At 73.5% G+C, this 14,952-nt stretch carries 12 protein-coding genes; 5 read left to right on the forward strand and 7 right to left on the reverse strand.

Annotation, left to right across the window (positions count from 1 at the left end):
• Positions 1–230 precede the first annotated feature (230 nt).
• The 5 genes from OIE49_RS34505 to OIE49_RS34525 all read right to left on the reverse strand — a co-directional run bounded on the left by OIE49_RS34505 (position 231) and on the right by OIE49_RS34525 (position 6,791).
• Entirely contained in the window at positions 231–2,126 is a 1,896-nt protein-coding gene (locus tag OIE49_RS34505) for a DUF2264 domain-containing protein (protein ID WP_326805729.1), read from the reverse strand.
• Positions 2,123–3,154 (reverse strand): hydroxyacid dehydrogenase, encoded by a 1,032-nt coding sequence (locus OIE49_RS34510; RefSeq protein ID WP_326805730.1) that lies wholly within the window; start codon positions 3,152–3,154, stop codon positions 2,123–2,125. Before OIE49_RS34510 ends, OIE49_RS34505 begins: the two co-directional genes overlap by 4 nt.
• 143 nt (positions 3,155–3,297) lie before the next feature.
• Positions 3,298–3,435: a hypothetical protein gene (locus OIE49_RS34515; RefSeq protein WP_326805731.1), complete on the reverse strand. Its 138-nt coding sequence runs from the start codon at positions 3,433–3,435 to the stop codon at positions 3,298–3,300.
• A 129-nt stretch (positions 3,436–3,564) separates the two neighbouring features.
• Positions 3,565–5,043, reverse strand: coding sequence for a glutamate-cysteine ligase family protein (locus tag OIE49_RS34520; protein ID WP_100572486.1), 1,479 nt, complete (start codon positions 5,041–5,043; stop codon positions 3,565–3,567).
• Between the two features lie 521 nt (positions 5,044–5,564).
• Entirely contained in the window at positions 5,565–6,791 is a 1,227-nt protein-coding gene (locus OIE49_RS34525) for an FAD-dependent oxidoreductase (RefSeq protein ID WP_326805732.1), read from the reverse strand.
• Positions 6,792–7,543: 752 nt separating this feature from the next.
• On the opposite strand from OIE49_RS34525, the gene OIE49_RS34530 reads away from it, so the two are divergent.
• The 4 genes from OIE49_RS34530 (at position 7,544) to OIE49_RS34545 (ending at position 11,494) form a co-directional block, all read left to right on the forward strand.
• Entirely contained in the window at positions 7,544–8,506 is a 963-nt protein-coding gene (locus OIE49_RS34530; protein WP_326805733.1) for a hypothetical protein, read from the forward strand.
• 141 nt (positions 8,507–8,647) lie between these two features.
• The gene (locus OIE49_RS34535) at positions 8,648–9,397 is read left to right on the forward strand and encodes a class F sortase (protein ID WP_326805734.1); all 750 of its coding nucleotides are present in this window, start codon (positions 8,648–8,650) and stop codon (positions 9,395–9,397) included.
• A gap of 115 nt (positions 9,398–9,512) precedes the next feature.
• Positions 9,513–10,787 (forward strand): ATP-binding protein, encoded by a 1,275-nt coding sequence (locus OIE49_RS34540; protein WP_326805735.1) that lies wholly within the window; start codon positions 9,513–9,515, stop codon positions 10,785–10,787.
• An 80-nt stretch (positions 10,788–10,867) separates the two neighbouring features.
• The gene (locus OIE49_RS34545; protein ID WP_326805736.1) at positions 10,868–11,494 is read left to right on the forward strand and encodes a hypothetical protein; all 627 of its coding nucleotides are present in this window, start codon (positions 10,868–10,870) and stop codon (positions 11,492–11,494) included.
• A gap of 88 nt (positions 11,495–11,582) precedes the next feature.
• Here OIE49_RS34545 and OIE49_RS34550 read toward each other — a convergent pair whose 3' ends face one another.
• The gene (locus OIE49_RS34550; RefSeq protein WP_326805737.1) at positions 11,583–12,695 is read right to left on the reverse strand and encodes a sensor histidine kinase; all 1,113 of its coding nucleotides are present in this window, start codon (positions 12,693–12,695) and stop codon (positions 11,583–11,585) included.
• Entirely contained in the window at positions 12,692–13,360 is a 669-nt protein-coding gene (locus OIE49_RS34555) for a response regulator transcription factor (RefSeq protein ID WP_326805738.1), read from the reverse strand. The genes OIE49_RS34550 and OIE49_RS34555 overlap by 4 nt, the downstream gene beginning before the upstream one ends.
• A gap of 196 nt (positions 13,361–13,556) precedes the next feature.
• Here OIE49_RS34555 and OIE49_RS34560 point away from each other — a divergent pair, with 196 nt between their 5' ends.
• On the forward strand, positions 13,557–14,819 hold the full coding sequence (locus OIE49_RS34560) for a DUF418 domain-containing protein (RefSeq protein ID WP_401743726.1): 1,263 nt from the start codon (positions 13,557–13,559) through the stop codon (positions 14,817–14,819).
• The last annotated feature ends 133 nt before the right edge of the window (positions 14,820–14,952 follow it).

A 14,952-nucleotide genomic window follows, 5' to 3' on the forward strand; every position in this document is an offset into this window, starting at 1 on the left:
TATGCGCGGGTCTTGCTTCCCGCGGGCCGCCCGTTAACCGTTATGAGTTCGCTACATGAGGCGGATTGCGCGATATCTACGATTTATACGGCCAAGTCGCCATGCCCCGCAGTGATCTGACGGACCGTCGCGCGGGCGGCGCACCACACGCTCACAACCCCGCACCGCTTTTTTCACAGACGGCTCCGCGCACGCCCACGGGTCATTACGCAAGGACGCCTTCGGGATGCTCAACGGTTCCCCTCGTGCGACACGGCCGGCGGATCGAAGGCGACCCGGGTGCGGGCACCGTCGGCCCAGATCACTTCGACGCCCCTCTCGTCGGCCACGCACCGGGACACCGCCTCCGCCAGGGGCACGGGATCGAGCTCGGCGGTCAGCGCGGCGAGCGCGACGTGCACACAGGTGCCCTTGGCCGGTCCCGTGAGGCGCGGCACCTCGGCCCACCGGGTCCAGGCGGTGCCCCGGGGAGCGCGGACCGTGCCGGGGGAGGGGTCCCAGCCGTGCAGCCCGAACAGCGCCGACACCACGTCCTGCTCCGGCCCGGTGGCCCAACCCGTCTGCGTGACGCGGGAATTGCCCGGGGCTCCGACCACCCGGTGCACCCGGAGCTCATGACGTCCGTACGCCACCGTGACGCTCTCCACCCGCAGGCCCGGCACCATCGGGGGCCCGGTGACGAAGACCGGCAGGTGCCAGGACGCCGCCCAGCCCCAGCCGTCGCCGTGGCCGGCACCCAGCGGGTGGATCCGGCGACGGGTACTGGGCCGGCCGTCCACCTCCACCGAGAGGTGGTTGTCCGCGACGTTCCCGGGCGCCGTCGGACCGGTCCGGGTCGAGTACGCCTGACGCGCGTAGTGCGGGTCGTCGCCGGCCTCCGCCTCGCCCACGTGCGGACGGACGTGGTCGCTGCCGTGGTTGTGCAGCCGTACGATCCCGTCGGCGCGGGTCGCCTGCAGCAGCAGCCCGGCGGCCGGCAGGGCGAGCATCCGGTCGGCCTCCTCCACCGGTGCGGGCCACTCCACCGCCGTCCACAGCGGATGGGAGGCCGGCGCGAGGAGCGACACGAACGCCTTCGACGCCCAGTACGGTGAGGACGGCCCCGAATACGCCTGCAGCGTGGCGGCGTGCGGACCGTGCCAGCCCAGGCTCAGCAGACCGTCATCGGTCAACGCGCCCCGGTCCAGGAAGTACCGCAGGCTGCCGCTCACGAGCCGGCGCGAGGTGCCCGGAGCCAGCGGCGTGTGACCGGTCACGGCGCCGAGCCCGACCGCCGCCGAAGCGGCGAACCGGTACGTGAGCGAGCGCCCGTAGTGCACCGGAGCGCCGTCCCCGCCGAACATCAGGGAGAAGCTCTCCAGATGCGCGCGCAGCCGGTCGCCGTAGCGGGCGAGGAGCGCGCGGTCGCCGCCGAGGCGGGCGTCGAGCACCGGATACAGGTGCAGCGCCCAGCCGTTGTAGTGGTCGAAGGCACGGCCGTCGCCGTCGGAGTACCAGCCGTCGCCCGCGTACCAGCCCTCCAGCAGCTCCAGCGCGCGCTCCCGGGCCCGGGCGGTCTCCGCGTCGCCGCGCCCCACCGACTCGAGGAACCCCGCGACGGTGAACGGGAACAGGTACCAGTTGTTCGGCGCGGGCGTGTGCCGCAGCGCCCCGCGCAGCCAGGCCTCGGCCCGGTCCCGTACGCCGTCGTCGAGGTGCTTCCACAGCCAGGGCGCGGTCAGCCGCAGGCCGAGCGCGACCGACGCCGACTCGACCATCGGCTGGCCCTGCACATGGTGGCCGAGGATCACCGGCCAGGATTCCGTGTCGTCACGGCCGGGCGTAAGGGTGCCCGCGGCGAGGCCGCGCGCGTAGCGCTCCAGCAGGCCGTGCGGGTCGTCCCCGCCGGCACCGGCCACACGGAAGGCGGTGGCGAGAAAGGTACGGGCATACCCCTCCAGGCCGTCGGACCGCGTTCCCGAACGGGAGGGCCGCCCCGGCAGGTCGAGCAGGGCGTCGCCGGGCGTGCTCCACCGCCACGCCGCCGTCGTCAGACCGTCCGCCACCGCTTCCCAGTGGGCCCGGGTGTAACCGGTGTACGGGCTCGACGCGCGGTCCTCGGCGGGGAGTCCGAGAGGAATGCTCATGCGAGGAAGGCCAGCCTTTCGCGTCGTACGGGATGGTGGAAGCCGGCGCCCGAGGCCCAGCGGGCGGTCTCGGCGAGGGCCAGTTCGGCCAGGCGCCGCCACTCGTTGCCCTCGGATCCGGCGAGGTGCGGGGTCAGGAGCGCGTGCTCGCAGTCCCACAACGGGTGGTCGGCGGGCAGGACTTCGGGCTCGGTGACATCGAGGACGGCGCGGATGCGGCCGGCGAGGACGGCCTCGGTGAGCGCCGCCTGGTCGACGACGGCGCCGCGCGCGGTGTTGATCAGTACGGCGCCGTCCGGCATGGAGCCGAGCAGGGCCCGGCCGATCAGACCGCGGGTCTCGGGCAGCAGCGGGGTGTGCACGCTGACGGTGTCGCAGCGACCGAACAGCTCCGCCAACCCCACCGCCTCCACGCCGAGTCCGGCTGCCTGGTCCGCGTCGACGTACGGGTCGTACAGCAGCACCTCGAAGTCGTGCGGGCGCAGCAGCTCGATGACTCGGCGGCCGACGAGCGAGGCCGACACGATGCCCACGGTGCGGCCGTAGTTGCCGACGCGGACCGGGGTGCGCAGCCAGTTCCCGCGGGTGCGGCGGTCACGGTACTCGTGGGCGCGTTCCCGTACGTGCTTCCCGGTGAGCAGGATCATGCCGAGCGTGTACTCGGCCACCGGGACGGCGTTGGCGGCCGCGGCGGAGGACACCTCGACGCCCCGCTCCCAGCAGGCCTCGGTGACGTGGCCGCGTACGCTGCCCGCCGTGTGCACGACGGCCCGCAGCCGGGGCGCCGCGGCCAGCGCGGCCGCGTCCAGGGGCGGGCAGCCCCAGCCGGTGACCAGCAGGTCCACGTCGGCGAGCACGGAGCGGGCCCGCGCGGTGGTGAGGTCGTCGAGCACGGGCAGGGGCGCGAGGTCGCAGATCGCGCGGAGCGCGTCGAGCGCCGCGGCGTCGAGGACCGCCGCGGCGGCGTCCGGCGACATCGCCAGCGCGGCCCGAGGCCGGAAGCCGGGGCCCGGTCCGTCGCCGGTCATCGGGCGGCTCCCGCCGTCGGGACCTCGCGCCAGGGGCACTTGTGCCACGAGAGGCCGAGGACGGGCGCGGACACGGCGAGTTGAAAGCCCATGATCACCACCGGGTAGGATGCGGACGGGAAGCGGGCGGGGCCGTTCCACGTCTACAGGACGAGGCTCCCCGGATACAGGCGCTCCTCGGCCAGCGTGACGACCGGGGCGCGGGATCCGGCCCGGGACCACAGGGACGAGTGCGTCGCGGCGGACACCATCCGGCCCGCGCACAGGACACCGGGCGCCATCCGCCCGAACCCGTCGGCGCGACTAGGGCCTGTTCCGAGTTCTCCGTCGTCCGCGCGGAGCGCGGGCGCACCGGGCGTCGGGGCGCAGGCGGGGAACTCGGAACAGACCCTGGGGTCGGGGCGGTCCCGTCATTCGACCGGCCATGTGTGTCCAGGGGCGTTGAGATGCATGTAGTCGACGTACTGCTGCGTCATGCGCCGCAGGGCCTCGTGCCGGCCGCAGTGGGTGGTGGCGTCGATGTGGTGGAACATCTCCTTCTGCCAGATCGCGCCGTTGCGTCCGGTGACGCACCGCTGCTCGATGATGCCGAGCAGCGGCTCGCGCCAGGCGTCGTCCATGCCCGACTGCTCCAATCCCTGGTGGGCCAGCGGGAGCAGCCGCCGCAGCACGAGTTCGGGCACCGGCACCTCGCCCATGCCGGGCCAGTACAGCCGTGCCTCCATGCCGTGCCGCGCCGCGGTGTGCAGGTTCTCCTCGGCGGCCGAGAAGGACATCCGCGACCACACCGGGCGGTCCTCCTCCACCAGGGCGCGCGTGAGCCCGTAGTAGAAGGCGCCGTTGGCGAGCGTGTCGGCGACGGTCGGCCCGGCGGGCAGTACCCGGTTCTCCACCCGCACGTGCGGCTTGTCGTGGGAGATGGCGTAGACGGGGCGGTTCCAGCGGTAGATCGTGCCGTTGTGCAGGGTGAGTTCGCCCAGCTCCGGGACGTCGCCCCGGTCCAGGGTCTCCGCGGGGTCCTGCTCGTCGCACAGCGGCAGCAGCGCCGGGAAGTAGCGCAGGTTCTCCTCGAAGAGGTCGAAGACGCTGTTGATCCACCGCTCGCCGAACCACACCCGGGGCCGTACCCCCTGCACCTTGATCTCTTCCGGGCGGGTGTCGGTGGCCTGCTCGAACAGCGGGATACGGGTCTCGTGCCACAGTTCCTTGCCGAACAGGAACGGCGAGTTGGCCGCCAGCGCGACCTGGACGCCGGCGATCGCCTGCGCCGCGTTCCAGTAGCCGGCGAACTCGTCGGGGGAGACCTGGAGATGGAACTGGGTACTGGTGCACGCGGCCTCGGGAGTGATCGTGTCCGCGTAGGTCCGCAGCCGGTCCACGCCGTCCACCTCGATGTGCAGATCCTCGCCCCGGGCCGCGAAGACCTGGTCGTTGAGCAGCCGGTAGCGGGGATTCTCCGACAGCGCCGCCTCGCCCACGTCCTCCTGCCGCAGCGTGGGCAGGATGCCGACCATGATCAGATGCGCGCCGACGGAACCGGCGCGGTCCTCCGCGTGGTTCAGCGCGGCGCGGATCTCGGACTCCCAGGCGTCGGGTCCGCCCTCGGTCAGCCGCCTCGGCGGGATGTTGATCTCCAGGTTGAACCGGCCCAGCTCGGTCGACCATGCGGGGTCGGCGATGGCCTCCAGCACGTCGCTGTTGCGCATCGCGGGTTCGGCCCCGTCGTCGCCCAGGTTCAGCTCGATCTCCAGCCCCACCTGGGGCCGCTCGGACTCGAACCGGGACTCGCGCAGCATCTGCGCGAACGCGTCGAGACACTTCTGCATCTTGATCCGGTACCGGCGGCGGTCCTCGCGGGTGAAGACCAGCGCCGGGACGTCACGTCCCATCGGCCCTCCCGGAACCCCCTCCTCGGACACCTCACCACCCCAGCGTCGCACCACCGGGCAACCCTGACCAGGCGAGGACGCGAGCGCCCGCACACCGCGCACCCGGAGCGGGCCCACCAGGGCCGATCCGGCCGGGCACGGTGTCCGGGAGGTTCTCGCGTCCGGTCGGTTCTCGTGTCCAGGCCGCGGACCCTGTCCCGGCGGGTCGCTCGACCCGGGCGTGGATCCGTTCCCCGCCGCCCGGAGGCGGCGACCGACACGCGCGCCGAACCCTCGGGTCCTGCCGCCGTCGCACCCGTCGGCCTCGCGAGCGCCGGGCCGCGAGGCCCGAAGGCCGTCGGCCCCCTGCGGCCTTACGGTCGCCCGGCCCTGCGGCCTTACGGTCGCCCGGCCCTGCGGCCTTACGGTCGCCCGGCCCTGCGGCCTTACGGTCGCCCGGCCCTGCGGCCTTACGGTCGCCCGGCCCTGCGGCCTTACGGTCGCCCGGCCCCGCGGCCTCACGGCCGCCCGGCCCCGCGGCCTCACGGCCGCCCGGGGCCGCGGAGCGCGCTCTCCGGTGGGCGCTCGCGCAGTGCGCCGTAGGCGAAGAAGTACGCCGGCAGGCGCCGGCCCAGCCGGGATCCGATGAGCAGGCCGCTGGTGCCGAGAGGCTGCCGCCCCCGGAGGACGGGTGCGATGAACCCGGCGTGGGCGGCCCGTTGCAGAGCCTGCGTCACGACGGTGGTCGGACGGCGGCGGCGCTGCACGGCGCGTACGTCGCGCAGCCCCACGGTCCCCCGGCGCAGCGGCTCGACCAGGTACCGGGCGGCGGCGACGGCGTCCTCCACGGCGAGGTTGATGCCGATGCCGAAGACCGGGGACATCGCGTGCGCGGCATCGCCGATGCACAGCAGTCCCGGACGGTGCCAGCGGCGCAGCCGGTCCAGCCGCACGTCCAGGAGCTTGACCTCGTCCCAGGAGCGCAGGGTGTGCGTGCGGTCCGCCGCCCAGGGCACGGCGGCGGCGAAGTCGGTCAGGAAGCGGTCGATCCCGGCGGCGCGGCGCTCCGCGTCGGTGCCCTTGGGGATGAGCGCGGCGCACTGCCAGTACGACCCGCGGTCGATCATCGCGGTCAGGAAGCGGTCGCCCGCGCCGCCGACCAGGCCGCTCGGGTCGCCCTCGTGCCGCGGCAGCCGGAACCACCAGGCGTCCATCGGGCAGTCGAAACGGCGCAGCCCCAGTTCCGGTCGCGAGCGGGCCAGCGATCCGCGGCCGTCGCACGCGACCGTGAGGACCGCGCGCAGTTCACCGGTGCGGCCGTCGGAGGTGCGGTAGCGCACCCCGGTGACCCGGCCGCGTTCGATCAGGAAGGAGGTCGCCTCGGTGTTCATCCGCACGTCGAAGGACGGCTCGCTCCGGGCCTCGTCCACGAGGAGGTCGAGCAGGTCCCACTGGGGCACCATCGCGACGTAGTTGTACGGGCCGGGAAGCACCGCGAGGTCCGCGACCGTCACCATCGACCGGCCGGGACCGGCGGGCAGTTGGACGGTGCGCACCCGGCGCTGGGGCAGCCGTGCGAAGCGCCCGGCCAGGCCCAGCTCGTCGAGCAGCGCCAAGGTCGAGGGGTGCACGGTGTCGCCGCGGAAGTCCCGCAGGAAGTCGCCGTGCTGCTCCAGCACGGTCACGGCGACGCCCGACCGGGCCAGCAGCAGCGCGAACACCATGCCCGCGGGCCCGCCTCCCACCACACAACACGTGGTCCGCTCCATCACGGCCCCGCCTCTCAGGAGAGCAGCAATTCACCGACTGATGAATATTATACTCCCCGCGTGGTGGGCGCACCGCCTTTTCGCGGCCCGAGCCGACCGGACTCCGGAAGTGCGGCCCTCGAAGCGCGGAACCGGCCGCGGTCTCCACTCAACCCGCAACGCCCACCGGGGAGGTTGACCGCGCCGGTGACTCAACTGCGCAGAGGAGCAGGCGACTTCGGGGATGCTTCGGCGCGCGCCGCACGGCATCCGGGTGCCGATGCCGTTGCCGCCGGCGCTCCGAATGCGCGACTCGCGCGGGGGCGGTGCGTCGACGGCGAGTCTTTATGTGGTTCCATCACACTTTGTGTCCTCTTTGCGTATTCAGAGCGCGGGTTTACCAAAGACGGATGGCAGTTCGGCGCTGACAGCGGGCGGTCACCGTTCGGCTGCGGGCCATACGGATGGCGGGCGTGGACCGCGTACCCCCGCACGAGTTCGCCCGGCGCGCGGGCGGCTCGCCGACCGCTCAGGTCACCGGAAACCGGCCAGGACAAGGGGATTCGGCCCCTCCTGATCGAGACGGGGAGAGCCGTGTCCGAGGCCGCGTCCGGTCCCTCGCGCGGACGTATGGAGGGGGTGTCAGTAGTCCGAATGCGACGCTCAGGTGGTGGGGCGTCAGGATTCCGCTGAAGGTGATCACGTCGCCGCTGCGATTCCCGATTGAGTGGGCGTTGGGCCGGCTCTCGCAGTCGTGACGGAAGGAACCACCCATGCGTATCACCCGTACTCTGTTCACCTCCGCGGCTCTGGCCGCGGCCGTGACGCTCTCCGCCCCTGCCGCGGGCGCGCTGACCGAGTCCGCGCTCCCCTCCGCGCAGCATCAGGCCGTCAAGGCCGACGGCGGCGCCCCCGGCGGGGACAACGGCGGCAACGACGAAGGCCGCGGTGGCCGTGACAACGGTGGCGGCGGCGACAACGGCGGTGGCCGCGACAACGGCGGTGGCCGCGACAACGGCGGTGGCCGTGACAAGGGCGGCGAGGGCCGCGGCAAGGGCGGCGAGGGCCGTGGCGAGGGCCGCGGTGAAGGCCGTGGCGAGGGCCGTGGTGAAGGCCGCGGTGAGGGCCGTGAGCACCGTGAGCACCGTGAGCACCGGCCGCACGGTGGCGTGCACGCCGGTGGCGGTGCCCTGGCCATGATGAACGCCGACAACGACCGCGGTGGCCGTGACGAGGGCGACCGTGGTGACCGTGACGAGGGTCGCGGTGGCCGTGAGAAGGGCGGCAAGGGCGAGCGTGGCGAGGGCCGTGACCACCGCGAGGGTCGCGAGGGTCGCGAGGGCCGTGAGGGCCGTGAGGGCCGTGAGGGCCGTGAGCACGGGCCGCACGGTGGCGTGCACGCCGGTGGCGGTGCCCTGGCCATGATGAACGCCGACAACGACCGCGGCGGCCGTGAAGAGGGCGAGCGTGGCGGTCGTGAGAAGGGCGGCAAGGGCGAGCACCGTGAGGGCCGTGAGGGCCACGAAGGCCGTGAGGGCCGTGAGGGCCGTGAGGGTCACGAAGGCCGTGAGGGCCGTGAGCACCGGCCGCACGGTGGCGTGCACGCCGGAGGCGGCGGCCTGGCCGAGTCCTCCAACGCCACCCTCGGCCTCGGGGCCGCGCTGCTGCTCGGCGGCCTGGGCGCCGGTGCGTACATGCTCCGCCGCCGTCAGGCGTCGGACCCTTCCGCGGCCTGATCGGGCTGCTCTTGCTCGTCGCTGGGCTGCCGCGGTCTGCGTCACCTCCCCAGGAGGGCAGCGCAGGCCGCGGCAGCGGCGGCCGACCCCAACCGTCGCCCGCGGCCAGTACCACCCCTTGAATGACGAAAGGCACCGTCCATGGCTTCTCAGCAGCCGCCCCAGACGGAGCAGAGCGGGACCAAGCCCGCCACGCGTCGTTACCGGCTTCGCCTGCTGTGGCCCGCGGCAGCGGTCGGGCTGGGCATCGCGCTCATCCACAACTCCCTGGTCGCCGCGCCCGTGGCGCACCCCAAGCACACCCAGCGCCCGGCGGCCGTCGCCCCCCGGGCCTCCACGTCGGCCGAACCGAGCGCCGACGCCGGCAGCAGTTCCCCCTCCAGTGCGGGCTCCAACGCCGGCGCGGAAGCCGACGACAAGTCACTGCCCCGCTCGCAACCGACACGGCTCTCGATCCCGGACATCGGGGTGGACGCGCCCTTCACCAATCTGACCCTCAACGCCTCGGGACAGCTGAACCCACCGCCGGCCGACGACACCAACATGGTCGGATGGTTCCAGGGCGGACCGTCGCCCGGTGAGCGCGGAGCGTCGGTCGTCGTGGGTCACCTGGACACCATGACCGGTCCCGCGGTCTTCGCCGAGCTGGACTCTCTCGAGCCCGGAGCCGCCGTGGACATCACGCGCGCCGACGGGACCGTCGCCCGCTTCAAGGTCGACTCCCTCGACTCCTTCAGCAAGGCGGACTTCCCCGACGACAAGGTCTACTCGGACACGACGACTCCCCAGCTGCGACTGATCACGTGCGGCGGAAACTTCAACCGCATCAGCAAGGACTACGAGGAGAACGTGGTCGTCTTCGCCCACCTCGACACGAGCTCCACCGGCTGAGGAACCGGGAAGGGTGCGTACCAGTGCGCGGCGCGCACCCACCCCGGCCCGCCCGGCTCGCCGCCCGGCGTGCCGGCGGAGACAATGGACTGCCGGGAGCGGTGAGGTGGTTGCGATGCCCGCATGGCACCTGCGCGACTATCACGACGACGATCTGGACCAGGCGATCCTCATCTGGGAGGAGAGCCGGCAGGCGGACGAGGAACCGGTCTTCCCGGTCTCGGAGGTGATGGCCGAGGCCCGGGCCGGACAGAACGCCGTGGTCGCCGTCGTGGGTGACGAACTCGTCGGCATGGCCGCGGCCCGGGCGAGCGGGCAGCGCGGCTGGATCCTCCTGGTGGCGCTCGCCGCCCGGTGGCGCCGGCGCGGCATCGGCAGCGCCCTCCTCACCGAACTGGAACGGCGTCTGAGGGCGCTGGGCGTACGTCGTATCAGCGCCCTGCTGCCCCCCGGTGCCGCCGGGACCTCGGCCCTGGAGCACTGCGGCTACCGGTTCCGGGACGACCTGGTCTTCTACGAGAAACTCGAACCGCAGGGACCCTCCGACGCCGGCGCCCTCACGGAACTGGGCGGCCGCATGCTTCCCGAGGGGCTCTGGGACGCCATGGCCGGCATGGAACGGGAGAAGCAGGTCGTGGAACGACGGGTCGTGCTCCCGCTGGCGGAGCCGGCGCTCGCCGACCGCTACGGCGTCGCCCCGCCGAAGGGTGTCATCCTCTTCGGCCCGCCCGGCACCGGGAAGACCAGCTTCGCCAAGGCGGTGGCCTCGCGACTCGCCTGGCCGTTCGTGGAGATCTTCCCCTCCCGGCTCGCCGCCGACACGAGCGAGGGGCTGGCGGCGGCGTTGCGGGGGGTGTTCGCCGACCTGGCGGAACTGGACTCGGTGCTGCTCTTCATCGACGAGGTCGAGGAGATCGCCGGCGTGCGGTCCGGAGTGGCGGTGGACCCGGGACACGGCGTCACCAACGAACTGCTCAAGCTCATCCCGGGCTTCCGCGAGCACGACTCCCGGCTGCTGGTCTGCGCCACGAACTCGGTGCGCTCCCTCGACCCGGCGTTCCTGCGACCGGGCCGGTTCGACTACGTCATCCCGATCGGACCCCCCGACGCGACGGCCCGCTCGGCGATCTGGGACCGCTACCTCCGGGCCGCCGACCCGGTGGACGTGGCCCAACTGGTCGCCGCCAGCGAGCTGTTCACTCCGGCGGACATCGTGTTCGCCGCCCGCAAGGGCGCGCAGGCCGCCTTCGAGCGGGAGGTCGCGCGGCGGCAGGGCCGTCCGGCCACCACCGAGGACTACCTCGACGCCATCGCCGACACCCGGCCCACGCTCACCGCACAGGCGATCGAGGAGTTCACGGAGGACATCGAGAAGTTCAGTCGCCTCTGAGACGGGCGACGATGCCGGGCCGACGTGGACGACGAAGCCGGCGCGCCGCCACGGACGGCGCGGTCGGGCGGGAGGCGGGTGTGGCGAGGTCGCACAAGAGGGCAGCGCTGCGCCGGCGTGCGCGGCGCGGCGGTGCCGCGACCGGTGCCGCGGGCGCCTCCCGCGCGCCCGGCTCCTGGGGGCACACCGGTGAGCAACGGCAGCAGGCCCTGCGGAAACCGGCCGATCGGGCCGGCGCGCCCGCGGCCGCCCCGCTCCGGCGGCTCCTGTGGTGGTGCGGGTCCGCCGTGTTCCTGGCCGGCATCGTGCTGCTGGGTACGGTCGCCGCCTCCGCGGTGGGATGGGCGGGCACCCCGGGCGTGTTCACGGCCCGCGAGTGCCATCCGGCGGGAAGCGGCAAGGGAGGCAAGGGCACGACCTGCTCCGGGCTGTTCGTCGCCGAGGACGGAAGCCTCATCGACACGGCCGCGGCCCTGCACTGGGCGGAGGGCAGGGCAGGAGGGCGGATCCGGGTCCGCGCCCTGATCCTCGGCGGCTACCAGAGGGAGAGCGCGCTCGACGCGGCGCTGGTCGCCGTCCTCATCGCGCTGCTGGCCGCCCCGGCGATCGGCTGCGCGTTCGCCGGCCTGTCCCGCTGCGATCAGGACCGGCTCGCGGCCCTGCTGCCCGGCCCGGTGTTCAAGTCCTATGTGCGCTGGAGATCCTGACGGCGGCCGCACCGGGGGGTACCGCGCGCCGGTGAGGCGCCGACCGGTGCGGCCCGGAGCACTGCACGTGCCCGCGGGCCGCGGGTGGTCATGACGGGTCGCCGGCCGGTAGCTCCAGGAGGAGTTCGTAGCCCCCGTCGGCCGTAGGGCCGGAGGTGACCGTACCGCCGAGGAGTTCGGCGCGCTGGCGCAGGCCGGCCAGGCCGTGCCGGGCGCTGGGCAGCGGGAGGGCCGGCCGGGTGGGGGCGGTGTTGGTGACCGTGGCGCGCAGGGTGCCGCCGCTGTGCTGGACGCGGACGGTCGCCCTGGCGCCGGGCGCGTGTTTGCGGATGTTGGTCAGCGCCTCCTGCACGGTGCGGTAGACGGCGCGCTGGACCGGGGGAGGGAGGTCCTCGGGCAGGTCCGTCTTCAGTTCCGCCTCGATGCCGCTGCCGTCCACCAGCCGTCGCAGGTCGGCGAGGGACGGCTGGGGGGTGAGTTCGGTGGGGCGGCTGCCGGAGGCGCGCAGCACGCTGACCATGTGCCGCAGCTCGTCGAGCGTCTCCACGCTGAGCCGCCGGATGGTCGCCGCGGCCTTCCGCGTCCCGGGGTCGGGGCCGGCCACCTGGAGCGCCCCGGCCTGGACGGCGATCAGGCTGACCTGGTGGGACACGACGTCGTGCATCTCACGGGCGAGCTGCGCGCGTTCCTTCGCCAGGACGCCCTGGGCGGTCAGCAGCCGCTCGTACTCGCGGGCCTCGGAGATCTCGGCGAGCCGCAGCGACAGATCGCGCCGGGCCTGCACCAACTGGCCCAGGAAGACGGGCGCGGCGGCGGTGGCCAGCGTGTAGCTGAGGTGGAAGAGGGTGCCGGTGCGGGTGAGTTCGGCGGCCTTCAGGGACGACCACGGCCAGGGCAGGAAGTCCGTGGCCGCGTGGACCAGGGCGCAGCCGGCCAGGAGCGGGCGGTGGCGGCTGAGCGAGGAGAGCGTGTACAGCGCGGCCATCGGGGCGATGACGGCCTCGCTCACCAGCGTGGCCGGGAGCGTCAGCACGAACGTCGTGAGGGGCAGCCGGCGGCGCAGCGCCAGGGCCAGGGCGGCGAGCAGCGCGCAGGCCGTGGCCACCCGCGGCTCGACGCGGACGTGGACCGCGGCGTCGGCCAGCGAGGCCAGGACCAGGGCGGCGTCCAGCAGAGCGGGCTGCGGCCGTCGGGGACTCATCCGGTACGGCCGTCCCGCGACGGCGGGAGCAGGCCCGCACGTTCGGCGACCAGCGCCGCCTCGACGCGGCTGCCGACCCCGAGCTTGCCGAGTACGGCGCTGACATGCCCCTTCACGGTGCCGGTGCTCAGATGCAGCCGGGCGCCGATGTCGGTGTTGGCGAGCCCTTCGGCCATGAGGACGAGGACGGCACGCTCCCGTTCGGTCAGCCGGGCCGTGAGCCGGACTGCGGACGGCTCGCGCACACTGTTGTTGAGGTAGCCGTCCACCACCGTCCGGGTGACCGTGGAGGACAGCACCGTGCCGCCCTGGGCCAGGGCACGCACCAGGGACGGCAGGTGCTCGGGGTCGGTGTCCTTGAGCAGGAAACCGGCGGCTCCCGAGCGCAGCGCGGTCGCCACGTACTCGTCGGTGTCGAACGTGGTGAGCATGGCGACCACCGGAGGGTCCGGCAGACGCCGCAGGTCGGCCAGGACGATGAGCCCGTCCACGTCCGGCATCCGGATGTCCAGCAGTACGACATCGGGGTGCGACTCGCGCACCGCCCGCACCGCCTCCCCGCCGTGCACGGCCGCCACGACCTCGATGCCGTCCGCCGCGTTGAGGATGTGCGTGAAGCCCCCGCGGACCAGGGCCTCGTCGTCGACCACCACCACCCGGATCACGTGCGCTCCGCTCGTCGCAGCCCGTCGCTCGATCTGTATCACGGAGAGCGTCCGCCTGCTTGCGGACCGTGCGTACTCCCGTCCACCGGCGGAACGGTGACGGCCGGTCGGCCGGGGCGGCTACGGTCTACCGGCAGGGGTGCGTCCGGAAAGGTGGCATATGGGTTACGACGGGTATTTGGCACAGTCTGAGGACATGACGCAGAACACATCGTCGGCCGTGCCGTCACAGACGCCGTCCGGGCCGGGCGCCGAGCCCGCCGCCACCCGCGCCGGGCCGCCCTCGACGGGACGGCTGATCGGCATCGACCTCGCCCGGGGACTCGCGGTCTTCGGCATGTACTCGGCGCACGTCGGACCCGACGTGACCGTGGGCGGCCCTGTGGGGTTCGTGCTGGAGACGGCACGGGGCCGCTCCTCCGCGCTCTTCGCGGTGCTGGCCGGCTTCTCGCTGATCATCCTGACCGGTCGGCCGCGCCCCCGGACCGGGCGGGCCGGCCGCCAGGCCATGGTCAGGGTCGTGATCCGCGCCGTCGTGCTCGTGGTGCTCGGCTACGCCCTGACCGCGCTGGGCACCGGAGTCGACGTGATCCTCAGCTTCTACGGACTGCTCTTCCTGGCCGTCCTGCCGCTGTACCGGCTGCGGGCCGGGGTCCTCGCGCTCATCGCCGCGGCGGGTGCGCTGGTCCTGCCCCAGATCCTCTTCGTGGTGCGGAAGTCGATCGAGGACGGGCAGTGGGCGGACGCGGTCGTCGCCCGGGACCCGCTGGCCCGGATCACCGGCACGGACGGCGTCATCGGACTGCTGTTCACCGGCGGGTATCCGGTACTCGCCTGGATCCCGTTCCTGGTCGCGGGCATGGCGGTGGCCCGGCTCGACCTCGGCAGGCCCGGTGTCAGGTCCCGGCTGGCCGCCGCTGGGGGCGCTCTAGCCCTGCTCGGCTACGGCGGCTCCTGGCTGGCCCTGCGCCTGGTCCCGCGCGCCCTGACGGCCGTCTCGGCCGCCACGGACGGCAGCTCGGCGAACTCGGCGTGGTGGTCCGACCGGGTCGGCGACACCGGGGACCACGTCCCGCCCGCCTGGCTGCTGGTGGCCGCACCGCACAGCGAGACGACGTTCTCCATCCTCGGCAACACGGGCGTGGCCCTGGTGGTGATGGCCGTGTGCCTGACCGTCGCCGACCGGCTGCCACGGCTCACGCGCGCGGCCGGACCCGTCGCCGCGGTCGGCATGATCGCGCTGACCGTGTACGTCCTGCACATCGTCGCTCTGTGGTTCCTCTCGGACGTCTGCCACGTGGCCGCGATCGACGACGACGGCATGTCCGGCCTTCCCGTGCTCCTCGCCTTCATCGCCGCCGCCGTGCTGCTGGCCGCCGTATGGACCCGGCTGTTCCGGCGCGGCCCCCTGGAGTCCCTGCTTCACATGGCCACCAGCCCGGCGCGGCACGTGCCGTAGCGCCGGGCACCGCCGGACTGCCGCAATCGCGCCGCCTCGTCCCTGCCGCATCGCTAGTGCCGCGGCAGGCAACGTTTGCCCGCGACGGGGCGAACGTTGCCTGTCGGGGCACTAGCATCCCCGGAGCCGGAGT

It is taken from the genome of Streptomyces sp. NBC_01788, assembly GCF_035917575.1.
GTDB lineage: Bacteria > Actinomycetota > Actinomycetes > Streptomycetales > Streptomycetaceae > Streptomyces.